Source organism: Mycobacterium nebraskense, from assembly GCF_002102255.1.
In the GTDB taxonomy this organism is placed as follows: Bacteria; Actinomycetota; Actinomycetes; order Mycobacteriales; family Mycobacteriaceae; genus Mycobacterium; species Mycobacterium nebraskense.
This window is the reverse complement of sequence record NZ_LQPH01000051.1, coordinates 35,146-60,775: the sequence shown is the minus strand read 5'-3', so window position 1 is coordinate 60,775 and position 25,630 is coordinate 35,146. Positions and strand designations below refer to the sequence as shown.

25 protein-coding genes are annotated in these 25,630 nt (G+C 65.0%); 10 read left to right on the top strand and 15 right to left on the bottom strand.

Annotation, left to right across the window (positions count from 1 at the left end; translation table 11 throughout):
- Nucleotides 1-80: 80 nt before the first annotated feature.
- The 3 genes from AWC17_RS05895 to AWC17_RS05885 all read right to left on the bottom strand — a co-directional run bounded on the left by AWC17_RS05895 (nucleotide 81) and on the right by AWC17_RS05885 (nucleotide 2,970).
- Nucleotides 81-1,148, bottom strand: a complete 1,068-nt coding sequence (locus tag AWC17_RS05895) for an IS110 family RNA-guided transposase (protein ID WP_192579514.1) — start codon at nucleotides 1,146-1,148, stop codon at nucleotides 81-83.
- A gap of 248 nt (nucleotides 1,149-1,396) precedes the next feature.
- On the bottom strand, nucleotides 1,397-2,416 hold the full coding sequence (locus AWC17_RS05890) for a hypothetical protein (RefSeq protein ID WP_074021336.1): 1,020 nt from the start codon (nucleotides 2,414-2,416) through the stop codon (nucleotides 1,397-1,399).
- A 38-nt stretch (nucleotides 2,417-2,454) separates the two neighbouring features.
- Nucleotides 2,455-2,970, bottom strand: a complete 516-nt coding sequence (locus AWC17_RS05885) for a helix-turn-helix domain-containing protein (protein ID WP_052955343.1) — start codon at nucleotides 2,968-2,970, stop codon at nucleotides 2,455-2,457.
- A 297-nt stretch (nucleotides 2,971-3,267) separates the two neighbouring features.
- Here AWC17_RS05885 and AWC17_RS05880 point away from each other — a divergent pair, with 297 nt between their 5' ends.
- The gene (locus tag AWC17_RS05880) at nucleotides 3,268-3,705 is read left to right on the top strand and encodes a WhiB family transcriptional regulator (RefSeq protein ID WP_052955344.1); all 438 of its coding nucleotides are present in this window, start codon (nucleotides 3,268-3,270) and stop codon (nucleotides 3,703-3,705) included.
- A 10-nt stretch (nucleotides 3,706-3,715) separates the two neighbouring features.
- Nucleotides 3,716-4,000, top strand: a complete 285-nt coding sequence (locus tag AWC17_RS05875; protein WP_047323878.1) for a hypothetical protein — start codon at nucleotides 3,716-3,718, stop codon at nucleotides 3,998-4,000.
- A 328-nt stretch (nucleotides 4,001-4,328) separates the two neighbouring features.
- Here AWC17_RS05875 and AWC17_RS05870 read toward each other — a convergent pair whose 3' ends face one another.
- From AWC17_RS05870 to AWC17_RS05845, 6 genes are all read right to left on the bottom strand, one after another.
- Nucleotides 4,329-4,670 (bottom strand): hypothetical protein, encoded by a 342-nt coding sequence (locus tag AWC17_RS05870; protein ID WP_047323879.1) that lies wholly within the window; start codon nucleotides 4,668-4,670, stop codon nucleotides 4,329-4,331.
- Nucleotides 4,667-6,373, bottom strand: coding sequence for a PE family protein (locus tag AWC17_RS05865; protein WP_047323880.1), 1,707 nt, complete (start codon nucleotides 6,371-6,373; stop codon nucleotides 4,667-4,669). The genes AWC17_RS05870 and AWC17_RS05865 overlap by 4 nt, the downstream gene beginning before the upstream one ends.
- Before the next feature lie 15 nt (nucleotides 6,374-6,388).
- Nucleotides 6,389-6,694: a type VII secretion target gene (locus AWC17_RS05860; RefSeq protein ID WP_047323881.1), complete on the bottom strand. Its 306-nt coding sequence runs from the start codon at nucleotides 6,692-6,694 to the stop codon at nucleotides 6,389-6,391.
- A gap of 73 nt (nucleotides 6,695-6,767) precedes the next feature.
- Entirely contained in the window at nucleotides 6,768-7,100 is a 333-nt protein-coding gene (locus AWC17_RS05855; protein WP_047323882.1) for a hypothetical protein, read from the bottom strand.
- Nucleotides 7,101-8,678: a DUF4226 domain-containing protein gene (locus tag AWC17_RS05850; RefSeq protein WP_052955345.1), complete on the bottom strand. Its 1,578-nt coding sequence runs from the start codon at nucleotides 8,676-8,678 to the stop codon at nucleotides 7,101-7,103.
- A 136-nt stretch (nucleotides 8,679-8,814) separates the two neighbouring features.
- A complete protein-coding gene (locus AWC17_RS05845; RefSeq protein ID WP_052955346.1) occupies nucleotides 8,815-9,717 on the bottom strand; it encodes a DUF2637 domain-containing protein in 903 nt (300 codons plus the stop codon).
- A gap of 540 nt (nucleotides 9,718-10,257) precedes the next feature.
- On the opposite strand from AWC17_RS05845, the gene AWC17_RS05840 reads away from it, so the two are divergent.
- Together AWC17_RS05840 and AWC17_RS05835 are read left to right on the top strand one after the other, a co-directional pair.
- On the top strand, nucleotides 10,258-10,971 hold the full coding sequence (locus AWC17_RS05840) for a WhiB family transcriptional regulator (protein ID WP_047323883.1): 714 nt from the start codon (nucleotides 10,258-10,260) through the stop codon (nucleotides 10,969-10,971).
- A 4-nt stretch (nucleotides 10,972-10,975) separates the two neighbouring features.
- On the top strand, nucleotides 10,976-12,874 hold the full coding sequence (locus AWC17_RS05835) for a hypothetical protein (protein ID WP_047323884.1): 1,899 nt from the start codon (nucleotides 10,976-10,978) through the stop codon (nucleotides 12,872-12,874).
- Between the two features lie 7 nt (nucleotides 12,875-12,881).
- On the opposite strand, the gene AWC17_RS05830 is transcribed toward AWC17_RS05835, so the two are convergent.
- From AWC17_RS05830 to AWC17_RS05820, 3 genes are all read right to left on the bottom strand, one after another.
- The gene (locus AWC17_RS05830) at nucleotides 12,882-13,505 is read right to left on the bottom strand and encodes a hypothetical protein (protein ID WP_231614260.1); all 624 of its coding nucleotides are present in this window, start codon (nucleotides 13,503-13,505) and stop codon (nucleotides 12,882-12,884) included.
- Complete coding sequence (locus tag AWC17_RS05825) at nucleotides 13,496-14,464, bottom strand: ParA family protein (protein ID WP_047323885.1); 969 nt, start codon at nucleotides 14,462-14,464, stop codon at nucleotides 13,496-13,498. The genes AWC17_RS05830 and AWC17_RS05825 overlap by 10 nt, the downstream gene beginning before the upstream one ends.
- A 1,287-nt stretch (nucleotides 14,465-15,751) precedes the next feature.
- Complete coding sequence (locus tag AWC17_RS05820; RefSeq protein WP_047323886.1) at nucleotides 15,752-16,342, bottom strand: helix-turn-helix domain-containing protein; 591 nt, start codon at nucleotides 16,340-16,342, stop codon at nucleotides 15,752-15,754.
- A gap of 320 nt (nucleotides 16,343-16,662) precedes the next feature.
- Here AWC17_RS05820 and AWC17_RS33785 point away from each other — a divergent pair, with 320 nt between their 5' ends.
- Entirely contained in the window at nucleotides 16,663-16,785 is a 123-nt protein-coding gene (locus AWC17_RS33785; protein ID WP_257790680.1) for a hypothetical protein, read from the top strand.
- Between the two features lie 66 nt (nucleotides 16,786-16,851).
- Here the strand turns inward: AWC17_RS33785 and AWC17_RS33040 are convergent, their stop codons facing one another.
- Nucleotides 16,852-18,048 (bottom strand): hypothetical protein, encoded by a 1,197-nt coding sequence (locus AWC17_RS33040; RefSeq protein ID WP_192579515.1) that lies wholly within the window; start codon nucleotides 18,046-18,048, stop codon nucleotides 16,852-16,854.
- A gap of 354 nt (nucleotides 18,049-18,402) precedes the next feature.
- On the opposite strand from AWC17_RS33040, the gene AWC17_RS05810 reads away from it, so the two are divergent.
- The 4 genes from AWC17_RS05810 to AWC17_RS05795 all read left to right on the top strand — a co-directional run bounded on the left by AWC17_RS05810 (nucleotide 18,403) and on the right by AWC17_RS05795 (nucleotide 22,090).
- Nucleotides 18,403-20,175 carry a hypothetical protein gene (locus AWC17_RS05810; protein WP_156181224.1) on the top strand — a complete coding sequence of 591 codons (1,773 nt, stop codon included), beginning with the start codon at nucleotides 18,403-18,405 and terminating at the stop codon, nucleotides 20,173-20,175.
- A gap of 467 nt (nucleotides 20,176-20,642) precedes the next feature.
- Nucleotides 20,643-20,885: a hypothetical protein gene (locus AWC17_RS05805; protein ID WP_052955347.1), complete on the top strand. Its 243-nt coding sequence runs from the start codon at nucleotides 20,643-20,645 to the stop codon at nucleotides 20,883-20,885.
- A gap of 217 nt (nucleotides 20,886-21,102) precedes the next feature.
- The gene (locus tag AWC17_RS05800; RefSeq protein WP_141224518.1) at nucleotides 21,103-21,738 is read left to right on the top strand and encodes a hypothetical protein; all 636 of its coding nucleotides are present in this window, start codon (nucleotides 21,103-21,105) and stop codon (nucleotides 21,736-21,738) included.
- A 115-nt stretch (nucleotides 21,739-21,853) separates the two neighbouring features.
- Nucleotides 21,854-22,090 carry a hypothetical protein gene (locus AWC17_RS05795; RefSeq protein WP_083179442.1) on the top strand — a complete coding sequence of 79 codons (237 nt, stop codon included), beginning with the start codon at nucleotides 21,854-21,856 and terminating at the stop codon, nucleotides 22,088-22,090.
- Between the two features lie 613 nt (nucleotides 22,091-22,703).
- On the opposite strand, the gene AWC17_RS05790 is transcribed toward AWC17_RS05795, so the two are convergent.
- Entirely contained in the window at nucleotides 22,704-23,732 is a 1,029-nt protein-coding gene (locus tag AWC17_RS05790) for a hypothetical protein (RefSeq protein ID WP_047323891.1), read from the bottom strand.
- A gap of 123 nt (nucleotides 23,733-23,855) precedes the next feature.
- Here AWC17_RS05790 and AWC17_RS05785 point away from each other — a divergent pair, with 123 nt between their 5' ends.
- Nucleotides 23,856-24,485 (top strand): uracil-DNA glycosylase, encoded by a 630-nt coding sequence (locus AWC17_RS05785; RefSeq protein WP_047323892.1) that lies wholly within the window; start codon nucleotides 23,856-23,858, stop codon nucleotides 24,483-24,485.
- A gap of 55 nt (nucleotides 24,486-24,540) precedes the next feature.
- Here AWC17_RS05785 and AWC17_RS05780 read toward each other — a convergent pair whose 3' ends face one another.
- A complete protein-coding gene (locus tag AWC17_RS05780; RefSeq protein ID WP_141224517.1) occupies nucleotides 24,541-25,440 on the bottom strand; it encodes a hypothetical protein in 900 nt (299 codons plus the stop codon).
- Nucleotides 25,441-25,630 lie beyond the last annotated feature (190 nt).

Sequence of the window (25,630 nt, the reverse complement as noted above, 5' to 3'; positions counted from 1 at the left end):
CCATGCTGCGCGACCACGCTGTCTACCAACCCGCAACCACTACTGCGGCGGCTTGACAACGTCATTGAGATTCTCCTATGTCAAGCCGCTGCCGATTGGCAAGGCTGGATTCGGTTTTGGTGGTCGGTGTGAAGGTGGTGAAAGACGATGCGGGCCAGGCGGCGTTTGAGGCAGCGTAGGGCTTCGGGACTGGAGTCGCCGGCAGTCAGCCGTTTGCGGTAGTAGGTCTGGCCCACACCGTTGAGGCGGATCTGGGTGATCGCGATGCGGTGTAGGGCGGCGTTGAGTTGGCGGTTACCCGAGCGAGTCATGCGGACCCTGCCCGCGGTGTGACCTGACCACACTGGGATCGGCGCCACCCCGGCATGGCGAGCGAAGGCGGCCTCGCTCTTGAAACGAGTCACTCCGGCGGTTTCCCCAACGAGTTTGGCCGCGGTCAAGTCCCCACAGCCTGGCATCGCCAGCAGGGCGGGCGCCACGGCGCGAACGCGTTCGCCGATGCGCTTGGCCAACGCATCGATCTGTTCGGTGAGCCGGGTGATGTCGGCCAACTCCTCACAAGCCAGTTCGGCAACTAGACCCGGGACTGTGATCAGCCACGCGCCCAGGATCTGGCGGTGTTTGGTTCGGTCCAGCGATGCGGCCTTGGGGGCCCGTTCGGGATCGAGTTCATGGACTCGCCAACGCAGCCGGTTAATCGTCGCGGTGCGTTGTGCCACAAGGACTTCGCGGCGGTCAACTAACAACTTCAGCTCGCGCGATATCTCATCATGAGAGGCAATCGGCAGGTCAGGTTCACGCAGAAACCCGCGCGCGACCGCCAGTGCATCGATGGGGTCAGACTTACCGCGCGTGCGTGCTGAGGCACGGGTCTGAGCCATCAGTTTCGGTGGGATGCGCACGACCTGCTGCCCGGCGGAGAGAAGGTCGCGTTCTAACCGGGCTGATAGGTGCCGGCAATCCTCGATCGCCCACACCAGCTGTGCGCCGAAGCGTTCCCTGGCCCACATCACCGCCTCAGCATGCCCCGGCGTGGTCGCCTTGACGATCTTCTCCCCGAGCTTGCGGCCCACCTCGTCGACCGCGACAAAGGTGTGCGTGCGCTTGTGTACATCGGCTCCAACAACAACCATGGTGGTTGCCTCCATTCACTGTGAGGTGACGGTTGGGCCGGTCGGCGGACACATCTCAGTGGGGGCGATGCCACGCTCCTATCAAGTCACGCCGGCCGGTCCTTCACACCTGGTGCCGACAAAACGCATGGACGCCAATCCAAAGACGGCACTCACCGTAAGAGCCAGACACCAGATGATCAGGATCCAACCACCGCAACAAGCGGCGACCTCACCCTGACACTGACCGCACCGTACCTTTTCGATGTGACATAGCCCGCCGACTAGCGGGCTCCTCGTTTTCCGCGAAGCACATGTACTCGGGTTTTCGGGGCGATCAGCGGGGCGTCGGCCGGGCCCTTCAGGTAGTCGCCTATATAGCGTGGTTTTCGTTGCGAGAGCCCCGGCCCGCAAGCCTGCTGGCGCCAGTGTCCAGACACCGGGAACCGATGGCTATAGGTTCGGCCCGAGTCCGCCGCCCGCGACTGTCTTTGGGCGCGCAGTATGTCGACGATGGTTACCAGGGAAGGCCGCGGCGGCACCGGGGCCGCCGTATCGGTGCCTGCAGTTGGGTCGGGCCGCGGGCGCGGCTCGGGAGTCGGGCCGATTGTTCGTGTCTCGGCGATGTTGGTTTGGCCCATGAGCAGCCAGGCCGCGCCCAGGGCGCTGATGAACGGGTACGCGCTTTCTCCACCGTTGGCTTCCCCGGTGCGCGGCACATCGGGCCGAATCATGATGGTGTGAGCGCCCCATAGCGGCGAGCTCGTGTTGGCCATGCGCAGCACGGCGGCGTTCTGCTCAGCGCGTGAGGCTGGCGTGAGCTGCAACAGCCCATCTGGCCTTCGCCACCACCAGACCGCGTCCCAGGGAATGTCGATGATCGTCGCGACCTCGCGGTCAAGGGGGCGCGCGGTGACTCCAGGCCTGTTGAGGTCCATTTCGACCGCCTCTTGGGTGGGCACACCACTAGAGACGGTGTCGGCGGATTTCGCCCAACATAAAAGGCCGGTCGCGGCTGGCATTGCCGCCTCAGGTGTCCACTCCGGCAACGACTTTGACGCTTCGAGCACCACGTCGACCATGTCGCGTGAGACCCAGTACAGCTCGGCGGTACGTAGCGCCGCCGCTTCGGTTCGTATCGTGTCGGCAGTGGCGGCGAACTTATCTATAAGCCGCTCGATCTTCCTCATTTGCGCGACGCGCTCAGGTGGAGCGCCGGGCGGCAATGCGTTGCGGTACTCCTCAAATGTCAGATCCGCGGCGGCCTCCATGGCATAGCACCACTGCCGCCGGATGATAGGCATGCTGGTGGCCGCCCATGGTGCCGCTCCGCGTCGACGACTCACGGGCGGATCTCTCTGAGTTCGGCTAAAAGTCGGATCGCTTCGGTGCGCTCGGCATCGGCGAGCCAGGGCAGCATCCAGATCAGCGCCTCCTCGGTTTCGCGTGAGGCCGTGCTGAATTCGTCATCCATCGCGGCGCGGGCGGCCTCGGACATGTGGTCGCGATGCTCGAGGAACGCATGGCGCATTTTGACCAGTCGATGAGCGACAGCGAATCGTTCGGCGGCGGCCCTCGCGGTGTCCGCGCTGACGGCCGGTGGCACGGCGATGGTGCCGGCGGTAGTGACCGCTCGAGGCGCGTTGCCGCCTAAGACGGCGTCGACGCTGCCGTCCTGCCATTCCAGCGCACGCTCTAGGGCTCGGCGTAGCCGGCGGGTGAGTCGGCCTGAGCGGTTGGTTTCCACCGCACGCACGGTGGCTACCGACATGCCGGCGCGTTCGGCGACGTCGGGCTGGGTCAGCTTCAGTTGTTTGCGGCGAAGTCGAACTTCGTCGGCGAGCTGCTCCCAGGACATGACCCGTATCTTGCCCGACAAACCGCCAGATTTCCCCATCCGCGCCGCTAAAACAGGTGATTCAGCGGTTTGGGTCGCCGATGCGTTGAGCAGCGCCGGCTCAACCATGAAACACGGTCTGACATGCGGTGACACCGTGTGCTGGTGCTCGCTGCGAGCGCACGTGCGGGTACCCATCCCAGAATTTTAGCGGTTAAACCGCTAAAACCGCTAAAAACTCTGTTAGATTATCGGTAATTCACGGGCGTACCGCCTCAGTGAAGAAGCCCAGCACCTACCAAGGGAAGGACGCCTCCAATGACGATCAACCTCGCCCCCGCCGCCGACACCCGCGCCAACGCCAGACCGTTTGCGTCCTTCCAGATGCGCGCTGATGTGCGCCTCTTCCAGACCAGCCAGCACGTGGCCTGCCAAGAAGACCCCGAGCTCTTCTTTGACCCGCGCGCCAAACACCGCGCCATCAAGCGCTGCGCCGAATGCCCCTTCCGCGGCCGTTGCGGCTACAACGCCGTGGCCACCGGAGCCACTCACGGAATCTGGGGCGGCATCATGCTGCCCGGCGCCCAACCCAAGGAACTCAAGCCGGTCTATGCGCGGCTGGCCGCCCAGTTCGAGCAGCGCCGCCAAGCCGAACTCGGTGACCTGCGAGTCGCCCCGCTGCCAGACCTCGACGACACCGACGACACCGACGATGTCGACGACGAACCGCTGATCTTTCACGCCGGCGCGGCATAGGAGGCATGTCATGAGCTCCGTCGTTGCAGAGCACCCCGTAGTCACCAGCGTCGATGACAACGGCACCGAACGCATCACAGTGTTGGACCACGACACGTCGGTGATTTGCGGAGCCTTCAAACCCGCCGGCCATCTCTATTGGCGGCTGTACCTGACCACGGCGGTGGCCAGCTCCGGGTGCACCGCCACCCAACTGCCGCCCGCGCATGTACTGGCAGCACGTCGCGAGGACGCCTGTCGATGGGTCGAACTGATCGCCCACCTCTACACCCACCCCGCCGCGGTCGACAGATAAACCCCGTAGCGACCGCGCCCGCGGCCCGCCGCTGCCCTTGCCCTAAGGACTACTAACTATGACTATTCGCGAAATTGCCTGCGAGACAGATGTGTTCGACGCCGACGGCACACCGCTATCCGGGCGCGTCGACAGACCACCTGAGAACACATTCGATTGCCTCGGCAGTGCCCCCATGATTCCAAGCTGTTTTCTCAGACGGCTGCCCGTCACCTAAGCCTGAAGACGTTGTGGCGTTGATACATCGGCTTTTTCGCATTGCCGGTATCGCCTGCTCGGCGCCCTCATTCACCAATTCTTCTGCGCGCCATGGTTTTTCCAACCGGAATCACCATTCGTCGCGCAGCACCTTGAGTTCATGCCAGGACGATTCCGGCCCCCAGTACCGGTCAATCGCGGCCTGAGCCACCTCACGCAGTCTTTGCGTGCCCTCGCTGAGCACTTCGGTGATCAAATCTTCCAGGCCCGTGTAGGTGTAATCGGCCAGCGCGGTCGGCGCGATGAACAGATCGCACAGATACCCGTCCCCGTCGAACGTCGGCATCACTACGTCGCTGATCGGGTCCTGTTCTCGCATGTTGTGCGCGGCGGCGTTGAGTTCGGCCACCAGCGCCCGCGTTACGCGCAGCCCCTGGTCGACGGCGGCGATTCGTTCCTGCGGTGTGCTCACGGGTTCTTCCGATCAGTGGGTTTAGCGCGGCCTTCTCGACGGTTCTTCACCGGCTCACTGTTGGCCGGCGCCACCACTTTCAACTTGCGTTCCTGGTAGAGCTGCTTGTTGTTCGGGCCGGCGCCCTCCCCGGTTCCCCGCATGGGCGGCATCATCGGACCCACTGCGCCCATCGCCGGTGCAGGCGCCTCCGCCGGTGTCGGCGCCGAGGGCGCAGAGGCGGGTGCGGCCGCCGGCGGTGCGGACGCCACCTCGGTAGGCGCGGCCAGTGGCATGTCTCCCCCACCCGCCGGCTCTGTGTCGCCTCCGCCGCCACCGGCGCCGAGATCCCCGGGAGAAGGTAGATCACCTGCCGGAGGCTCTGGGGATTGCGGCGACTGCTCCCCGCCGTGCTGCGGCTCACCGCCTTGCGGATGCTGACCCAAGCCACTCATCATCGGCCCGGCCGCCTGCTCCAAACCCTGCAGCGCCTTTTGCGGCGCTGCGGCCAGGCCACCGAGCAAGCCACCCAAGCCGCCGACCACGCCACCGATGATGCCGGGAACGACTTCCGAGGGCAGGCCCCCGGCCGTCTGCGGCAGCGCATCCGCCAGCGGATTAGCCGGGCCGCTGGGATCAACGGCCCCAGGCGGCCACGTCGGCCCGGCAGTCAGATTCTCACCGACACCTGGACCGCCCTGCACCGGCTGCAAGGGCGCGCCTTTGGGCGAGTGCTGCGGCTGCGGCGGCCCCACCGGGCCATCGCCGGGACCAGCAGGTGGAACAGCAGGGGGCACAGTCGAAGTGGGAGCATCCGGCGGCGGCACAGGCATCTTCGGGTTACTCGGTGCCGCTTCGGCAAAGGTATAGGTGCTAAACCCCGTCGTCGAAGCCTGATAGAGCTTGCTGACCTTGACCTGCGCCTTGACGACGGCCACCCGTTGGGCGCCACCGGTGCGCGCATTGGACTGCAGCGCCGCCTTGAGCTCGCGCTCCGCGTCAAGCACGTGGCGATACGGCGGGACATCGGTGAGCGCTTTGGAGAAGTTCTGCACATGAGCCTTGGCCTGATCAGCCAGGCCCTGCACATACTTGGCGTGACCCTGATACCAGGTTTGCAACGCGCGCATCCGGGTCGTGGCCGCATCGGCGGACTGGGCCTGCCAGCCGTTACCGGTGGTGCCGATCGCTTGGCCGAGTTTATCGGCGGCGTCGTCGAGCTGCTTAGCCTCCGAGCGCAGGCTGGTCTCCACGGCCTCCCACGTCTTTTTGCCCGTGCCGGCGCGACCGGTCTCGATCAAACGAGCGACGTCACGCGGGCTCGCCGGCACCTCACCGGCGGGCAGATCCGTGCCCAGCCCGCCCGTCACGAGATCCGCCGGCACCACATGACCCGGCGCGCCGGTGTACCCGGCCGGCACGGCCGCGGCCGCACCACCGCCGCGTCCCAGCGTCGCGGCCGAGCGCACTTCCTGCTCGTCGTAGGCCGAGGCGCTGGCATCCAGCTTCACCCCGAACTGGCGCGCCAACACATTGGCCATTGCCGTGTATTTGCGCGCCAAACTCACCTGGGCGGTGAAACGCGTGCTCGCGCCCACCGACACCATGTCGGCAGCGCTGGGCTGTACATGATTCGAGCCCGGCGTTGCGGCGCCACCAGCGGCCTCGGCCTGCCGGCCTGCCGCCCGCACGACCTCGGTATCGACGCGTACTGAATCCGCCACCAAGTAGCCTTCGAGTTACGTCTTCAAAATTTGCTGGCTGGCCTCTTCGGTCTGCTGGTAAGAAGAAATGCTCGACCGAATATGGCCAGCCACACCCTCGCAATACTGCCCCAGCGACCGGCCCGCCGCTGACCGCGCCTGCAGCGTCTCGTTCAACGCCTCACGAACTTCCCACCCAATGTCGCCGAAGCGTTGACCCATGCTTTCGGCGGTGCCGGGATCGACGGTCAGGCGCTCGCGCACCCGCGGCGCCTCTTGATCCCACCACTGCGCGTGCTGGTCCCACTCATCGAAATCCAGCTTCACGTCGTCGCCGGCCACCGCACACCTCCCATAGAACTTGGCTATTTGCTAAGCCTAACAACGGCTCAACGGCCTGCGCATCGGTCACGAATTAAAAATCGATGGTTCGCCGATATTCTTCGACGTCGGTCAAACTCGGCCAGCCCGGCGTGGTCGGCAGGGCAGCACCGCTGTCCTCAATGATGCGCATGCGCTGTTCGGCGCGTGCTCGCATCAACGCCAGCCGGTGCAGCCGCACAATCCGATCCGCCAGCATGTCAGCGGTCCACGATCGCATCACCTCGGGCTCGAGCTGGACCCGCAACCCCTGACCCTGCCAATCCAGCTCGACCATCAACGCGCCATCGGCGGACCATTCAGCGACAGTGGGAAGTACTTCCTGCTGCTCGTCGGTCACCGCGACTCCCGCATCGTTGGCCCACATCTAGCTACCGCTGGTGTTCGTGATCCCCGGCTGACCGGCCGGTGCTGGCGCACCCGGCACGGTCGGGACCGGTGTCGTCCCGGTGAGCTGAGGCGGATCGACCCAGCCCAGAAAATCTCCCGTAGGCAGTGCGCTTTGCGGTTGCAGCTGCCCATCAAGCCAGATTTTGCCATTACCCATGTACATCACCGGGTCGCGACTCGTGAATTGGGCGATTTGACCGGGTACCAAATGGCTCGGATCTGCCGGCGCGGTCACCGGGGTCCCCGGCGGAGGCAACTCCACATGGGCCTGCTTCCACCCATCGGCGACCGTCGCCCCGTTCAACACCGCCCGCACTGCGGCGGCGTGCTGGACAGTGGAAGCCGTCACCGGGGAACCGTCGGGCATCTGGACTACCCGGCTCGGCTCGCCACCGACGCTGGCGGGCACCGCCGCGGGCGGGGCGGGCTGGCCGCTGGGCTGCGGCGCAGTCGTGCCCGCTGGCTGGGTCGTGCCGTTCTTCTCGCCCTTGTCGCTGGTGTCGTCCTTGCCCGACGTCGCGTCAGAGTTCTTGCCGCCGTCGCCGTCCCCTTTGCCATGCGAGGCGTCTTGGAAGTCGTCTGACTTGCCGTGGTCGTGGGCGTCAGTGTCTTTGAACCCGTCACCGCCGCCCTGGCCGGCCAACTGACTTGCCAGCGGGCCCATCGCGCCCAGCGCATCCATCGGCAACGACCCCGCGGCCCCGCCCAGCGCGCCAGGAATACCCCCCAGCCCCGCCATCGCCGGGCCCAGCATCGACAGCGGATCACCCATCCCCGCGCCACCGAGTCCAGCCAGCGGATCAGTCAACCCCCCACCAGCACCGCCACCTGTAGTGGTTCCGCCAGCCCCGGCTCCCCCATCGCCGTCACCGCCACCGCCGCCGCCGCCGTCACCGTCGCCGCCGTCACTACCGCCGCTGGTATCGCCTCCACCATCACCGCCGCCGGCGCCGTTACTGTCGCCCTTGCCCTTCTTCTTCGGGTCGCCCCCAGCGGTACCGCGGTACTCCTCACCCAGGGCGGCAAGCAACTCGGCTTGCTTTTTGCTGTCCACCTTCGAACTGTCAAGAATCTGTTGAATCTGGGCGAGCTGGCCGTCCAAGAACTGGTTAAACAAGGCCATCGCATGTGGGTCACCGGCGGTTTGCGGGTTGGACGTCAGCGCCTTGCGCGCTGTCTCGATGCTGGCGATGATGCCGCTAATCCGTGAGCGATTGTCGTCGTTGGCCGCGAATATCTGCTTGAGCAAATCGGCTAGCTTCTCATCGGTCTGGTTGACCGCGCCGCTGGCCTGCTGGTAGGTCGTTCCCGCTTGCCCGGCACCCTGCTGCAGCCCGCTGGGCCCACCCGGGGGTTGAGGAGCAGGCCCCCACCCCGGCGCGCCCGGCGCCTGAGGAGCAGGCCCCCACCCTGGCGCGCCCGGCGGAAACGTCGCGGGTACCGGCTGCTGGGCGGGCCAGTCGCTCTCACCGTCGCCACCACCGTCGTCATCGCCGCCGAAGATCCCCGAAAGGTCATCAAACAGGTCATCCAAGACGTCATCAAGAAAGCCCATGGCTTGCCCAAATCCCCTCTAACCGCAGGTTGTTGGAAAAACGCTACCGCCGTGTGCTGGCACTATGCGACGGTCGCGCCTCACCGATTTCCCTGGCCCGACGAGCATCAGCATGTCGGCGGTGTTCGTTGCGGTCTTACTGGTCGCCGACCGTCATGCCCAGCGCGCTTGCAGCGGCATCGCGAATCTTGCTGACCGTGTCGTGATGTAAACCCACCTCCGGCTTGGCCCCGATCGCGCGCAGCGATAACGCAGGCCGAGATTCGTACAAGTACCGCAGCACCTGCGCCAACTTGTCGGTAGGCACGCTCGGGCAATAACCTTCTTCATGCAGCTTGCCCGCAGCAGCTTCCCAGCGGTCCATTCGCTCCACCGCCAGCGCCAGCGCGCGCTCGCGCAACTGCGAGCGCGCATCGGGCGGCGGTGCGGGATGAAATCGCCACAAGGTCCCCAAGATATGCGTCGTGACCATCAGCGCTACCGGTGGCACACACGCCAAACCCGCGGCACCCCAACGCATCCACGGCGCCAGCTGCCCGGTGAATAACCACGCGTGCAAAGCATTGCCGCCCACACTCACCAAAGCCGCTACCCCGAGCACCGCCCACAGAAAAACACGGTTCCAAAACTGCTCACGGTAGGGCGCAAACGACACAATCCCCAGCGTCGCAAGGATGATCAGGCCATCAAGGATCAACGGCCACAGCCACGACGGCCACCCGGGCCACGCCGACATCGCCGCTAAATTCCGCAACGAGGTGAACGACAAGACGAAGCTGATGGTCGCGATACCCACCGTCAGCCACACCGCTGCGGTGCGGCTACGGCGAACCAACCGCAACGTGCGCATCTCGTCTTCACCGGCCGCATCCCACTGCGCAGGTGGTGCGTTCAGTGTTTCGGACCCGAGTGAGTCTGACTCGACAGCGGGCATCGACAGCGCGCCCTGGCCGCCGAAGTGCTCGTCGACGGGATGAACCTTGACGTCGGATCGCTGCGCAAGCCCTGCGCCATTGCGGCGCGTGTTCAGTGTCGTCACTCGCGGAATCCCTTCGCAGGCAAAGAATAACGGCACACAACTGGGCTGTGCCGCACGCCAGAACAGCAGCGCTGCAGTCCCGTTGAGACCCCGACCAGGTGGGCTCAAGCCGAACTTACAACCCCGCTCGCCCTTACGCGTCGGTCGGCGGTCACCGATTTGCGAGCGCCAAAAGCCCCGGCGTGGAGATTGGCAAAAAAACTTCCCGCGGGTGCGGCGTAAGGGTGCTGAAGCTGCTTACTGTGGTGCCTGCGCGGAAAACCGCGCGGCGTGTCGGCCGAACATCGATGCCGACTCGTGTCACTCTGGTCCCACCAGAAGCCCCAACCACCCAGATGAACGAGGAGACCGCGCCCCACACCTTCACCCAAACGCGTTGACGGACACCACAGGTCAACACACAACTTGATACGGCCCTTAACGCAGAAGTCCCCGCCGAAGCGGGGACAACTGCGACCGGAGACACCAACTCCGGTCAATGGCCTCTGAAACCAGAAACCAAGCCTTCACCGGGCTGGTTTCACGATAGAGGACACCCTCGTGAACCACAAGCATGACGACACCGCCAGCACCGGACGAGTCGCGTCCTGCCTGCAACACCCTGGCGACTGGTTTGACGCCAAGCGGCGCACCTATACCCGCCAGCAATGCCTCAACTGCCCAACCCTGCAGCCCTGCACCGAATCTGCACTGCACCGTCAACCCTCCTACGGCATGTGGGCCGGAGTCTGGATTGACGGCGACTTTCCCGCCAAAAGGCACCTGCTGGGCCTGCCCGCCCAGCCCCCGCCCGACACGAAATCGCTTGACCTCCAACCGGTCACACCACCGGCCGCCGTGCCGGCCGCCACCCGCGCAGCGCGCCCGGGCCGACGTGTCCGAGTCAGAAAACTGCTCATCGCCGCACCGGCGCCGGCCATCGCCCAACAAATCACCGCCCGCGCCAGCGGCCACTGCGAAATTATGGCTCCCGCATGCACATACGAACAGGCCGCGATCTTCTCCCGGCGCCGCCGCGCACACCCACACACCCTAGGAAGTCCCGCCGACGCGATCGCAGCCTGCCGCAACTGCATCGACCTCATCGAACACACCGACATACCCACCGCGCTCGACCTGGGATACCTCGTCGACCCACGCAGCACCACCAGCACGACACCCATGTTGTGGCGCCAGCACCGGTGGGTCTTCCTCGACACCCACGGCCACCTGCACGACACCACTGACCTCACCGTGACCCACCACGCCTCCTAACGCCATGTCCCCCAACCCGGCCACGTCGCTTCCCGCCAGCCCCGCCGCCACCTGGAAAGCACTGGCCCCCCTCATCGCCGCCCGACCCACAATCCGCGTCTGGGACCCCACCACCAACAAATTCGACCGCACCAAAAACCTCACCAGCCGCCTGCCCACCGTGCCGGCCGCGGTCCTGCTCTACTCACACCACCGCACCCAGGTCCTCGCACTGGACTTCGACACCAAACACCACAGCCAACAGGTCGTCGACGCAGACTTCGCTCGCGCCCTGAGCTGGATCACCGATGCCGGCGGGGTCGCTATCACCGACCGCTCAACTAGCGGCGGCCGCCACATCATCGTGCCGCTGGCCATCGGCACCGCCGCCACCACCGCCGAAGTCAACCCCCTCATGCGGCTCCTGCAAGCCCGACTACCCAGCCTGGACAAAACCCCGATGGCCAACACCCGCACCGGGTGCATCACCGTCCCCGGCTCCCCCTGCCGCGAAGGCGGCCACCGCATCCTCGACGGCCCCTTAGCCACCGCGATCGACGCATTCACCACACGCTCTGACCCCGCCCTGCTCCCCCGTCTCAACGTTCTGCTCGGCGCCCTTAGCCCATCGCCCACCACCAAACCGATCTCGACACCCAGCGACGCCACCACCGGCAGCGGCGCCCGCGAACGACTACGCCCCGAATACACCCGCGACACCGCACTGCCCACCCGCATCACCACCTACGCCACCACCGGCCAACTACCCGCCGACCGGACGTGGCGAAGCCACTCCGAAGCGCGCCAATCCGTCCTGGCCCACGCCGCATTACACGGCCACACCCTGGCCGCTGTACAGGCCCTCATGGCCCCAGGACGCCCCTGGCACACCGGACTGGCCACCGCCTACACCCGCTATGGCGCCGGAGCCGAGAAAGCCCTGCAACGCGACTGGCGCAAAGCCCTGACCTGGGCCGCCACCAACAGCAGCTTTTTCCGACCAGTCCGCGCACAAGAACAAGTACACACAGGGGGGACCACAGCGGGACCACAGCTGCATCGCGAGTGGCTGGCCAACGCAGTGGCTTGGGTGGAAGCGCAATTCCCCGGCCACCGCTACCGGTGGATCGGTGCGGCCGTCTACCAAGCCCTGGCGATACATGCTGTGCGGGCCGGAGAGGTGATCAACGGAGTCCCCGTGGTAGGCGTGGGCGGACGAGCGCTATCGCTAGCCACAGGACTGCTCAGTGAGACGACGGTTTGGGAGTTCCTCCGAAAAACCCGTGACTTGCCGGGCTCACCGCTGGTGCGCACGCGCATCGCACAAGGACATGAACCCGACTACTACGCGCTGACCCAGCAGAACCAGATGGGCGTCGCCCGCGAGACGGTCGCGGCGATCCGAGTCGAAGGTGTCCACCTGGCCTGGAAGGTCATCGGGCACCGTCACCGGCGCATCTACGAGCTGATCGTGCACCAGCACATCCAACGCCCCCGCGACGTGTTCGCCGCGGCACACACGGCCATCACCACGGGCTATGAGACTCTCGCAGCCCTACGAATCGCCGGTCTGATTACCCAGCATCGTGGCCGCCTTAGCGCCGGCCCGACAACGTTGGACGACGTCGCCGCCGCCCACCACCTCGAGGACCAACAAAACCAGCGCGCCCGCCGACACCAGCAAGAACGCGCCAGCTGGCACACCTGGTTACTCAGCCGCGAGCAGCTACACGACCAGTCCAGCACCCAACATCGCCTGGCTGGCCCCGACCTCACGCTGGCCCAGGCGTTCGATAGGCACCACGAGGAATACCTCAGCGCCGTGCTGGCCACAGGACCGCCCCCGATCGACGAGGAAACTCGGGCAATCGAATTGCTCGTCGATTTGGTCGGCGCCCGGGTACTGACCGCCTGCGGTGGTTAGAGTCCCATCAGCCGCGGTCGGGCGCACCGTCTTTGCGACCCGGCAAAAACGCGTTGAGCACCGGAGCAATCCAGGTGCTTCGGGTCTCGAAACCCAACTCCGCGCCGATACGGTCAAGTACCTGTTCTTGCTCAGGTGTAGCGCTGAAACCAATCTGCACGCTGCCTCCCCCGACATAGCGCACCGCCGACGGATCGGCCGGAAACAAAGGATTCACCGGTGCAGTACTGAACGCCGACTGCTTGATGATGTCGGCCAGCTCATGGTGCTTGCTACTGATGGCTTCCAAAACCACCTGAAGATTCGTCGCCTTCTGCTTGTGCCGATAGGCCTCAAAGCGCTGTTTGACACCCGGACTGACATACACCGCAGTAACAGGCTTGGTGCGCGTACGCGGCCGCCCGGGCCGGCGGGGCCGGCGGGGGGCGGCCACCGCAGTCGCACCGGCATCCACCGCATCGTGTTCGGCATCGGGCTCCCACGCGCGTCGTGGCTGAGGGGCTGCGGCGGGCGCCTCGCCCGCGCTCTGCGAGAGCAGCCCAGACAACCCCGATCCCCGAGCCGCCGGCGCACCGAGGTCAGAAAGGTCCTCTGCCGGAAGATCCTGCTGTCTTAGGTTGCTCACGGCCACACTCCTTCTTCGATCATCTGTTCCCGCTTACGGGCAGCACGGCTGAGTATCTCGGCCGCAAGTTTGGCGAAATCTTCAGCCACCGGCCGAGCGGTACTACTAACGACGGTAGCCCCCCTGGCTGTCCCTCGACGTAACTCCCAATGCTTGGGATTGTTGGGTATCTCCTGCTCGAGCTCGTGGGCAAGGCGGCCGAACTTGATGATGTCGCGAGCGACGGCCTCGGCCTGGCGGACAAAGCTTTTCAACATCAAATCGCTATTGGCGCCCAGATCCTGGGCGACCTGCTCGGTGAGCTCACGCCGAATATTGGTCGCCTTGGTGCCCGAAGCGAACACGAACACGGCAAGCAGGACGAGGAAGGGATTGTGGTCACGTATCGCACGAATGTCGCTGGCCAATTCACGCAACCCCGCTCGCGAGGTGCCATCAGTCTTCATCGGCACGATGACCCAGCGAGCCGCACACAACGCAAGCTGAAGAAGAAGCGGGTTTTCCGGTGGCGAGTCAATGATGATGAGTTGGTACTGGGAAGCCACGCTCTGCAACGCATCGGCCAACGCCAACAGCACCCCGTTATCGCGCGAAGTACCCATCTCGGCAGCCAACGTCGTCGAGATACGCCGGACGAAACTCCCCCCGGGAACCACGTCCAGGTTCGGCCTGACATCCGGTATCGGCGCCAGCCGCACACCTGCGGTCACCGCCGAAAAAAGGTTCCGTCCCTTATCGTCGACGCTCGTGTTCGCAAACCCCAATACCTGAGCGATGTTGCCCTGCCCATTGAGGTCGACGAGCAACACACGAGCACCATCTGAGGCAACCAACGCAGCCAAATGCGCGGCCGTCGTCGTCTTACCCACCCCGCCTTTACCGTTCCCCACGACGTAAACATGCCCGAGACGCGCCCAGTTGATCGTCACCTTCGGCTCGTCCACGGTCAGTATGCTGTCGGTCATGACAGCGCAGCTTGCAGCTGAATTCGCGGCGCACCGGCGCCCGCGGCGACACCTGGCGCCGACCGCCGCAACGTGTGACTGGTCATGGTTCACGAAGTGTAGTGGCAACAACCCGGCGCGCCGATGCGCGACGCGCCCAGCCACAAAGAAGGCTCGCCGCAAGGCCTTGCACCTGCCGGTATGCCGACGTCGCCACAACACGCCCGACGCCGCATGCAGGCGCACATCACGTCACGGCCACCCTGGGGCACTTCGCGTCGAGCGACAGGGCGAGCACCAGTCGCATGGCAGTAGTCCTGCATACAGAAAGAGTGTCGGTTCAGCTCACCCCCGCCTCCGCACCCAGTGCACCACCGCCCCCATTGGCGCTAGGCCTGCCCTTTCAAACGTCCGTAAAGACCCATCACACAGGGCGTATCGGACCTGCGCCGCATACCTAGAAGAAGGTTGTCACCAATACCTAGACGCATACCTAGGGCAATACCATGCCCACCGCCCACGGGCAGATGGCGCAATGACTGTGCACCTACGCGTCTCGCCATACACGCGCGACCGCTGTGGCCGCTGTCGGGCCCAGGATTCCTACCCGCGCCTTGCAGCTTGGTTGCATCCGCTGAGGCCTATGCATAAGGCCACCGCTCGTACGTACATTGCGCTACACATGGGTGCCGAAGCGGTGCCGAAGGTATCCCACAACGCCAGGAAGGCGGCGCCTATGCTTACCTGAGCACGAACTGCCTAGACGATCCAGACCGCAATTGCGGCCACCAGCGTCAGCTCAACCCTGGACGCCGAATACGGGCAATTGTTTAGCACACCCGCGCCGAAGTGGTCGCGCAGGCACTCATTCCCACGGAGGGCGAGGCAGAACACTCAGTGAAGAAACGAACGGTGCTCGTCACCTGAACGCGGGTGCCTCGCCATACTGGGACTGAGATGCGAACGCAGACAGTCGACGCGACGTGGCGCCGCGGCCTGATCCCAGCGGCTGAGCAGACCAGCTCCGGTACTGCGCAGCGGGTGGCGTGCTCTGGCGCGAACGCTGCGCCGGGCCACGAGTGTCGCCACCTGCGGAAGGATACCGAGAAGACAGCCCGACACGATATTGAAAGCAGTACGGAGATGGGCGTCGCAGGACGCCCACCCGAACGCGTCACAGTGACGAAATGACGAGCGCCCGTTTTGCCGTTGGACGCAGGAACGAGGCGCTAATCGGCCACGGGACGCCAACAACGATCGCCAATGGGGGAGGGGCCCTGCATTCTTGTCAGCGCGGCACAACGTGGCTTAGGTGTTCAAAGCGCCTGCATGGCCGGGGGTGATGTGCTGAGAGATTGTGTCGCTATAGCTCTCAAGAACGTTTTCCAACATCCCGATTGTGGCCTGTGCCTGCTTGACCACCTCGACGTACCCGGCAGCGCCCTGGCGGAATTCATCGGCCGCACCGCGGTAACCATCCGCTGCCATCCGATAACCGTCGGCCCCGCGAAGCATGTTCTCATTAGCGGCCATCACAGCAGCCAGCGTGGACTGACTTTGCCTCAACGCATCCCGCAAAGTCGCTTGCCCAGCAAGCAGAAGTCGCTCGCCCTCTTCGGCTGCCATCGCCCGGGCACGTAGGTCGGCGTTTTCGGCTCGCAGGGCCGCAATTTCGCCGTGCTCTGGTCTTGCGGCCGGCGCTCGCCCCTGCGTCTGGAGTAGAGGTTGGTCTGTGTAGACGAACCACTGGCGGCGCTTATGAGCGAGCGAGGCGCCGCCCTCAAGCTCGCCCGACTCAATCATCCGCCGCACGGTGCGAACATCGCGGCCCAGCATCCGGGCCGCTTGCGGGACGCCGGTGATGGGCCTGCCGCGCTGCGGATGACCTCCCATCACCATGAAGCGAGTCCTTCCAGCGACGCACCTGCAACGGCCTTAGTGTACTCCCGTGCACGTCGCCACACATTGCCGTTAATCTGCTGGAATGTCCTTATCAAGTACATGCCGATAGCCCGACACTCGTTGCGCGGAATACCGCGCAACGGCGCATGAGGGCATACAATGGCACTAATGCACTTAATAGATGCAAAAGAGCACGTCACAGCCTCAGGAGGGCGGGTCAGGTGGCAGAGCAGGCAAGCGCAAGCGATTTGACGCCACGGCGCAAGAGCCGCAGGGGCTCAGAAAACCGCAGGATGTCTGCCCAATTCACAATGCGAATGACTGCACAGGCGCGAGCCAAGCTGGACGAGGCGGCCCGCAGCCAGGGCTTCAAGGACGCCAAAGCGTTGGTGATGTTCCGGTTGCGCGAAGACCTCGGCACTCGAGAACTCGTTTCCTGACATCCGGTGTGACAGGCTAGGGCAGAGCCTCGAGATCCCGGGCCGCCGGCCGAGTCAGCTCGGGCATCAGCCGGGCGGACCAGCGATGATGCTCGGGGTGATCGGACCCGGCGCGTTTCCCCCGGTAGCTGTCCCGTTGACGAATGTGAATTGTTGCCCGCACGGATCGGGCATGTAGTACTTAACCGTCGGGTTAGCCGCCGACAGGGTCGCGATCTGCGCCGGGGTAATGGGCTGCCACGGCCCAATCTTGGGCGGGATGGAGATCCCTCCGATGCCGCCGGTGCTGACGCCGCCCAACCCTCCCGTGCTCGCGTCTGGCGGCGTCTTGACCCAGATGTCCCCGTTGAGCTTCACGTTCTGGAACTCCTGCGCCTCATAGGTGTAGGCCACCCAGCGCTGCATCTGACCACCCGGACCCACCTGGGTGTAGGACGTCAGGTCCTCACCAGCGATGCGGAACTTGTACTGCTGCTCATAGGCGGCGAACGGCGCATCATTGTCGCCGATCCAGGTCCTACCAGGTGTGTAAAAGCCGGTCGGGCCGCCCTCGGGACCGTCCACCCAGGGCACGTGCTGCTTGGCCGGCGGAGGCGGCGTCGAACCCGTGTACGGCGGTGGCACATAGTCGGTCCAGTATCCGAAACGAGGATCGCCCACGAACGGGTTACGCGGGTCCGTTGCCACCGGCGGCAACCCCGGCGGGGCCGGCTCGGCCGGCAACGGGTCCCCCGGCTTCCAGCCCGCGGCGCGAATCGTCGGGTCAGCGGGGGAGTCCTTGGCGCCATCGGACAGCGTTTGGTATCCCGCCGCGGTCTGCCGCAAGGTCGCCGATACTGCCTGGTTTTGGGTCTTCGTCGTTTGCAGCTGGCCCTGCATCGCGGTGAGGTGCTGGTCCATCGCGGCCATCACCAGGCGGGCACCGGCCGGTGACTGGGCCATCGGACCGGCGGCCGCGGCCACAGCGCGGGCCTGGTCGCGAATCACCCCGGACCCGAGTCGGCCCTGCGCGCCGATCGTGCCGCCCTGCTCGGCCGCCTGCTGCACCTCCTGGTCGAGGCCCGCAGCGCTGGTCCGCGCCTGCTGATAGGAGCCGGCGGCCCGCGTCACACCGGTTCGCAACCCGCCAACACCGGCCGGTGACGCAGGAGCCGAGCCACCACCCGAGGCCGGAAACGGGCCGCCCTGCCCACCAGCGGGATACAGGTTATGCGCGCGCGTCAGGATACGGTCGACCCCCGCCAGAAATGCCGCGATACTCACCCACCAAAGTTAGCCTGACTTAATGGGCCAATGCCACAGCTACGCCTTCCCAACTTCGAAATATCCCGTGACAGCATCAAATCGGCGATTCTCAGCAACCTCTAGTCGCGGCCGCCCGAATTCGCCACGCGTCTAAGAAAGCCAAGCAGCGCGAGACGACCATCAGATGCGGTCGTGCGTGGCGGTCGGGCCGCGGCGCCTTCGTGTGCGACTACGTGGCGGCATCAGCCGTGCCTCAGCGCGCGACGCTCATTGTGCAACGATATGTGGGTGGCCTCCGACGGAGAGTTAGAGGCGGCAGAGCGGGCCGCCAATGTCGAGGTTGGAGACTCGACGCGGATCACAGTTCACACCATGGGTGTGCATTACCGGTGGCAGCTGCCCGACATCCTGCGCCAACAACTGCGGCTAGCACACGATCTGCGTGAGGACCTCGTCAGCCTGCAGCTCGCCTACGACGAAGACATAAAGGAGATTTGGTCGTCGTATCCCTCAGTAGCCGCCGCTGAAGTGCAGGTGGCCGCCGCCGAGGAACGCGTTGAATCTGCCGCGGCGGCACTGAAAGCAGCTCGGATCGCCGCGCGAGACAAGCTTGTTGATTCGCCCCTCGCGCAGCAGTTGTGTGATGCTAGAGCCGCGCTCAGGTCTGCGCGCCAGCTCCGACGCGACGCCATCGCTGAAGTCAAAGACGCTGCCGCACAACGGCGTCGGGACCGAGGGGCGCAGCTTGCCGCCGACCAGAAAAGTCTCTATCGCCGCTACTGTCAGTCACCGACGGGCGACCAGTTGTTTTGGGCGACATTCAATTACATCGTGGACCAACATAAAGTCGCGGTGCGACGCATCCAACAGCAGCGCGCACAACACAAGCCCGCGACGCTACGCCACCACCGCTTCGACGGCACCGGCACCATCGCGGTGCAATTACAGCGGACCGCCGGCCGACCGCCTCGCACTCCGCTGGTGGTTGCCGATCCCGCCGGCCGCTACCACAACGTCCTGCACATGCCATGGATCAGACCGCAACAGTGGGCAGAAATGACGCGCGCCGAGAAGCGGCGCGCCGGACGAGTCACCGTCCGACTGCGCTGCGGATCCATTGGCCGCCAACCACAATGGATCGATGTGCCCGTTCAGGCTCATCGATGGCTTCCTGCCGAAGCCGACATCGTCGGCGCGCAACTGACAGTCACTCGAGTCGGGGCCGACCTACGGGCACGGTTATCTATCACCGCGCGCATACCCCATGCGGTTGCCACCGAACGGAGCGAGCGTCCCGTCGTGGCAATACATTTGGGTTGGCAAGCCAGCGAGGGCGGCACCGTGGTCGCCCATTGGCGTGCCACCGAACCGATAACGATTCCGCGCCGACTTGCACACGTCATTGTGCCCGTCACCGAGGGCGTCTCGGGTCGCATCATCGCGCCGGCGGTGATCGCAGCCAGACTGCAGCGCCACAGCCATACGGCATCGACGCGAGACCTGGCCCTAGACAGCATCCGCAGCAAGCTCACCGACTGGCTTGATGAGCATGGGCCCATACCCCATCCCGGCCGCCCGGATGAACAGCTCACCGCCGCCGCGGTGGCACAGTGGCGCTCACCGGCGCGATTCGCCGCGCTCGCCCTGCACTGGCGTGACAGCGGAACCGAGATGGCCACCCAGTTAGAAGCCTGGCGGCGCAGCGATCGACTGCGGTGGCAACAGCAGGGCCACGGGCGCTCGCGAGCCCGCGGCTACCGCGATGATCTATGGCGCCAAGTCGCCCACACCCTCGTCAGCCAGTGTGGACGAGTCGTCGTCGACGACACGAACGTCGCCGACGTGACCAGAGGGGCATTGGAGCGCAGCGCATTACCTACCGACCGGCAGCGTGAGATCGACCGTCGTCGCGAGCACGCCGCCCCCGGCCTGTTGCGCCAGGCCATCATCGCCGCTGCGACGCGCGACGCGGTCCCCATCACGGTGGTGCCCGCCGCCGGGCTAAGCCGTATTCACGCCGGCTGCGGACACGAGAACCCCGCCGAGACGCAAAAACGCAACGGTGTTCTCACCTGCCGCGCCTGCGGGCGCACCTATGACCCGGATTTGTCTGCGACGGTATTAATGCTCGAGCGGGCACGCTAACATCAGTCATGCCCAGCGATCCGGGCCAAAAGGATCGATTCCTTCTCCGGTTGGCAGACACTCACCAACGAATTCGATTCGACTGGATCGCCCGTTGGCGAAGTCGCTTGACACCCACACGCTATCCGCGCATGAAACACGTTGTAACCGTGCACTGTATCGCATTGCAGATGCGCGCACTCATCGTGGCCGCGCGGACAGCGCCTACCGGCACGACCACACCGACACGCTCTCTTCAGATCAGCTCGGGAACCGCCCGACTGAAACCAACGACAACAGCGCGCGGAGCCTTCGGGCCGGATTGTCTGGGAACGCGCGTCTGTCCCGGGACAGGTCATTAGTCCACCCCTTGGAATGACCCGTCGACCCTTTCGGCCCGGATCGCTGGGCATGACTGATGTTAGCGTGCCCGATCGAGGTGAGGGGCGAAGCGGTCGAAGAGTGCGCACAGGGCCGATAATGACGCAATGAGCGATGATGGCGCCGATCTGCACGTTCGACAGAACCCAAGCAAGCGGACTGGCGACGTGCAGATCGCTGACTTCACTCTGCTGGTACGGGTACCCAGCCAGCCCGCCGCCGTGCGCGCTTACACCGACGCCGAGTCCGATGAAGCCGCTCACTATGCGGCCGACGTCGGGGGAGTGGTTGTACCGCTTCCACTTCCACCGCCCGACGGCGGCTTTGTTGACTCGCCGCTAAGGCAGTAACTGAAGGGAATCTCAGTGCTTAGCCCGGCTCGCACCCTTCCTCCCGCCTGGATGGTTATGTCAGGTCGGTGCGCCGGGAGGAGGGCCGCGTCTGCCCAGCACATGATGCACGACATCTGCGTCGAGCTGGCACGGAGCTTGGTGGGTTTGGGCGTGGCATTGTCGACAGAGCTCCGGCTAATTTTGAGGGGTGAGTGTTGCGGCGTTTGTGGCTGGTGTGGACCGGCTGCTGACCCGTGCGCATGACTTGTATCCGGCCGGCGGTGAGGGCGGCAAGTTGCCTGCTTCTGCTGATGGCGGGTCGGTGCCTGCATCGCCGAAGGGTGTGAGCGGGCTGCGCGGTGGTGTGACCCGGGTGGCTGGCGCATATCAGCGAGCCCGAACCGCTGCTGCAGGCTTGGATGAGGAGTTGACGCAGACCGCTGCGCAGGGTGGTGTGATCGGCGAGCAGGGCCGAGTGGCCTCGGGGTTGATTCGTGATCAGGCCCGCGCGGTAGGGGCTCAGGCCGCTACGTTAGGTCGGTCGCCGGCGGGGGCCCAGCTGATCATGGCGGCGATGAACCAGCATCTGTCGGCGATGCAGGGCCAACTGCAGGCGACGAAAACCCAATATCAGGGGGTGTCGGCGACGCTGCGTCAGCTCGCCGCTGGGTATCAGACCCTATCGAGCGATGCACCGAAGTCACATGATGACGCGAGTGGCGACGACGGTACCGGCCCAACACCACCAACCGGCATCGTGTGGTGCCTACCTCGGCCGAGCGGCGGCTTCACCTGCCGCGAACTGCTCCCCGATGGAACCATTGCCATCTTCTCGTCCCCGACCGATATCAGCGGCCACTGGCCAGACTGATTGGAGAAACCCCATGGATAGCGGCACGCCAGAGTATGTAGTGGTCGTTCGGCCGCGAGTTGAGCGGCAAAACGATCAGTCGTGGAAGGCCTGGTATCCGAAGTCGGATTGGCACGTGATAGCCGACACTGAAGATGGCGCCAGGCTGAAACTTCGCGATGAATTCGAGCGTCGGCTCAATGCCGGTGAGCTGGACACCGAGCCCAACGAGTCGCTGCTGGCACACCACCTGGCGGATCCGATTCCTGGGGTCTATGCCATCGACCGCGACGTCTACATGCGTATGCGCACCGGGCCCAACTTTCGCCGCGACCTTGATGCACTTATCGGCCAGATCGAGACGGAGCGCTAGCTGAATGCGACGGCCCACGACCGGGACGTCCATGCCGAGGCAACCACTTCGACACTGAACGCTCACTCATGTCGGCGTTGTGGGCCGTTTGCCAGTTCGCTCCGGAAAGCGGGGAAGTTTTCTCTCACCTTTCGCTGTGGGCAAGGGCTGGTGGTGGGCCCACCGAAAAGTTGGGCGTCTAGGGCCGCGACCAGCCCGGGCCCCGTGGTCTGGCGTCCTCGTTTGCTGTGTCTCGGCGCGCGAGGTTGAAGGCCCCACAACAGTCGGTATAAGCGCGGTGGACTGAGCCGGGAGGCCGCCAGAATCCGGTCAAACAGGATCCACCAGGGGCCTAACGGCGGAAGTTCCGATCCGATCGGTCCGAGGCGGCGCTCTTTCTGACCCTCCACATTTCTGATTGTAGGTGGCTTAGGGCCATGAAACCCGTGGCAAAATTGCTCCCAGTACGCCCCGGGCGCCGAGCCCGGAGGAACTCGTCGCCAAACGCTGCCATCGCTTGAACTTTCATCAACCGAATGCACACGGACGCAAGGATTTCGACGTCCTCGTACGGACGTCGCTCGAATGCCACGCGCATACTCGGTGCGTTCGCCTTGCCCGCGGCGTCAAGAGCTCAGCGCGGCCGGCATGCAGCGGTCAAGGAACGTTCTTGGTCGATGATGGCGAGCATGTCCTGCCCGTAGGCGCTCTGTAAGTCGATAACCGGGCGCGGCGGCGGGGAGGTACGGGCTTGGGCGACAAGGGAAACCGCATCGCTGGCGCGATCGGCCATCGCACGCAGGTGAGGCTCGATGTCGGGAGCTGAGACCTGGGCGGCGAAGTGGGAGAGCTGCTCGGCCCAATGTTGGTAGGCGCGTAAATCGGGGCCGCCGGTCACTATGAGCTGCAGATTGGTCAGATCGGAATTGTCGGCTAAGAAGCTGACCGCGGCGTCGGCGGCGCGGCAGTCTCGGCGTGGATGATTCGCCAATCGGGTGAAGCCGATGCCCGCCACGCCCACTACGACGACGAACAAAACGATTTGCCAGCTGGTGCGCCGCGGTAGGGGTGGGGGCGCGATGTCGTCGGCGTTGATTTCGGGGGAGCGGTCGGCGGCCGCGAGTAGCTGCGCCAGGTGGGTGTTGAGCTTTGTGCGCACACGCTCGCGGCGCACCGTCTGCGCGGCGAACAGCGCGGCCATCAACAGCCACAGGGTGCCGCGGCGCGGGTCACTGAGGAAGACGGAAACGATCCCGACAACAGCAAGGAGGGCCGCCGAGATCAGTTGCGTGGTTCGGCCGCGGCTGGCCCGCTGGTAATAGGCTTCAACGACAGCGCCGCAGCGGATCGCGCCGGCCAACACCCGATGACGGGCCGGCAGAGCACCTTCACGTAATGCCCGAACCGCCTCGGCACGCTCGGCCTGATTCAGTCCCCGCAGCGCTTCGGTGTACGCCGCACGGGCGGGACGCTGGCCCAGGGCTGACGCCGCTCCGGCCGCCGCGCTGAAGCCCACCAGGGCCAGGGCAAGCACGATTGGTGCGGCTCGCTCGAAAGGGTGTGTGACATACACACACCAGAACACAAGCAGCATGGCCCCGATGAAAACCGAGTCGGCCAGCCAGCGGATCCACCAGGGCTGCTGGAAAAAACGTACCCGCACGGCGGACCAGTCTGCCGCACCCGGTCAGCGTCGGTCGGTGAACATTCCGATTTCCTGCCTGGGAGGGTGCGCGGTGGGTAGCGTCGCGCCAGTGGTGGTTGCGATTGAGGTTGATGGGGACCGGTGGGTGAGGTGACAGCGGATGCCCGGCAGCGGCAGAAGGCCGCACTCGATCGAAGGATCAAGGCGTGCCGCAAATGCGTTGACCCGGACCGTTTGAATGAGCCAGGCGTGACCGAATCGGCACCGGGTTTTGGCTCGGTCGATTCGCCGGTGGCGATCGTGGGGGAGGCACTGTGCCGGGGCTGCATGAAGGCGCAAGAGCCGTTCCTCGGAGGTAGTGGTCGCATCCTGGATCGCTGTTATCAGCGCGCAGGCATCGCCAAGGCCGATTTGTTCATTACGAACTCACTGCATTGTCATCCGCCCGGGAATCGCGATCCGCGTCCGCACGAGAGCGCGAACTGCTTGCCGTTCTTGCAGAGCGAGCTGCGAGATATTGTGCGTCCGCGGCTGGTGATCGGCGTCGGCAAGTTCGCGAAAGCGGCGCTGGTGCAGGTATATCCGGAGGCGCGGGAGCTGAATTGGCCTTTCCGGGTGCCGCGGGCCCGCCGTGACGATCACCCTGGGGAGCCGTGTCTGTTGTTTCCTCCGCACCCGTATCACATCATGACCCGCGACCGTCTCGTTCGCGAGCAGTATGTGCATTCGCTGGCGCGTGCGATCGCGTGGGGATTCGACTCGGCGCCATAACTCCGGCGAGGCTCAGCCGAAACAGCCACAGGCGCGGGGGCGGGGCAGGGCAGTATCAACAGGCGGTGAAGGCGCTTTGCAGTTGCCGCTGCAGTGCGGCTGCCTCCGCGGTCTGATTGCCCTGAGGGGCTTGGGATTTGGGGGCCCCTTTGTCTTGGGGGCAGCTCGGCACCGTCAGCGAGCCGGTGAACTGGTGAAAATTGTCAGGCTCGACCATGAGGTGCCACTCCAGTTGCAACGGTTGCTGTTTGGTTGGCGCCACCGTGGAGATTACTGATTTGAGGTCACCGTAGGCCCGGGCAGTGTCGGTGATGTATGCCGATAGTTCGGTGATCTTCGCGCTGTCGATGCGAACGTAATAGACCGGCAGCACCAGCCGCGACAGCAACGCATCGATCGCTGCGCGCTGCTCGCCGCTGATCGGAACGCCGACTTCCCAAGTCGGGTACTTCGTCGGTTCGGCGGAACGGATATAGACGGTCATCGGTTCGGGCTTGACGGCCGCCAACGCTGCGGTCAAGACGTCGCTGGTGTGTTCGACATCCCATACCTCGAGCCGCGAACTAGTACCGTCACGCGACCATTGGATTGCCGAGCGCGGGACGCGGGTCCTCAGTTCGCGCAAGCGGTGTGTGTCGTCGACGATCTGGGCGGGGTCGAGCTGCGCGCCGCGTATCACCTCAAGTTCATCGCCGACGACGAAATCACAGGACTGACGGTAGCCGTCGAAATCGCTGCCTTTGATGCTGGTGATGCGCGAGGCGACCGCGGCGATCTGGTCCTCGCTTGCCTTAGGCATCGTGACCACCAATTTCAGTTCCGCGCCGTTCTCAAAATCGTTGATATAGCCGGGGTTAACGCTGTCGACCCCAGGCATCTTCGCTATCTCAGCCTGAAGGTGGCGGGCCTCGGAGCTACGATCCAGGGCAGCGCACGCACCAGTCGCCGCCACCACACACGCCACAGCCGGCAGGCACAACCGCCACAGCCGGCGCCGGCTCATCAGCCGTAGCGCGGCGCTACTCGAACAGCCCGTCACCCTCACCATTATCGGCGACGAGCGGAGCTCCTTGCGTCGTCGCGCGCTCGCGCCCAGCAGGGGTAGGGGAGCGGGGTGTCGGCCTCCCGCCGGCCGCTTCACACAT

Coding starts and splice junctions, on each gene's coding strand:
- AWC17_RS05895 (WP_192579514.1), bottom strand. CDS start 1,148: ATGGAGGCAACCACCATGGTTGTTGTTGGAGCCGATGTACACAAGCGC.
- AWC17_RS05890 (WP_074021336.1), bottom strand. CDS start 2,416: ATGCCTATCATCCGGCGGCAGTGGTGCTATGCCATGGAGGCCGCCGCG.
- AWC17_RS05885 (WP_052955343.1), bottom strand. CDS start 2,970: ATGTCCTGGGAGCAGCTCGCCGACGAAGTTCGACTTCGCCGCAAACAA.
- AWC17_RS05880 (WP_052955344.1), top strand. CDS start 3,268: ATGACGATCAACCTCGCCCCCGCCGCCGACACCCGCGCCAACGCCAGA.
- AWC17_RS05875 (WP_047323878.1), top strand. CDS start 3,716: ATGAGCTCCGTCGTTGCAGAGCACCCCGTAGTCACCAGCGTCGATGAC.
- AWC17_RS05855 (WP_047323882.1), bottom strand. CDS start 7,100: ATGTGGGCCAACGATGCGGGAGTCGCGGTGACCGACGAGCAGCAGGAA.
- AWC17_RS05850 (WP_052955345.1), bottom strand. CDS start 8,678: ATGGGCTTTCTTGATGACGTCTTGGATGACCTGTTTGATGACCTTTCG.
- AWC17_RS05835 (WP_047323884.1), top strand. CDS start 10,976: ATGTCCCCCAACCCGGCCACGTCGCTTCCCGCCAGCCCCGCCGCCACC.
- AWC17_RS05825 (WP_047323885.1), bottom strand. CDS start 14,464: ATGACCGACAGCATACTGACCGTGGACGAGCCGAAGGTGACGATCAAC.
- AWC17_RS05820 (WP_047323886.1), bottom strand. CDS start 16,342: ATGGTGATGGGAGGTCATCCGCAGCGCGGCAGGCCCATCACCGGCGTC.
- AWC17_RS33785 (WP_257790680.1), top strand. CDS start 16,663: ATGACTGCACAGGCGCGAGCCAAGCTGGACGAGGCGGCCCGCAGCCAG.
- AWC17_RS05810 (WP_156181224.1), top strand. CDS start 18,403: ATGGGTGTGCATTACCGGTGGCAGCTGCCCGACATCCTGCGCCAACAA.
- AWC17_RS05805 (WP_052955347.1), top strand. CDS start 20,643: ATGAGCGATGATGGCGCCGATCTGCACGTTCGACAGAACCCAAGCAAG.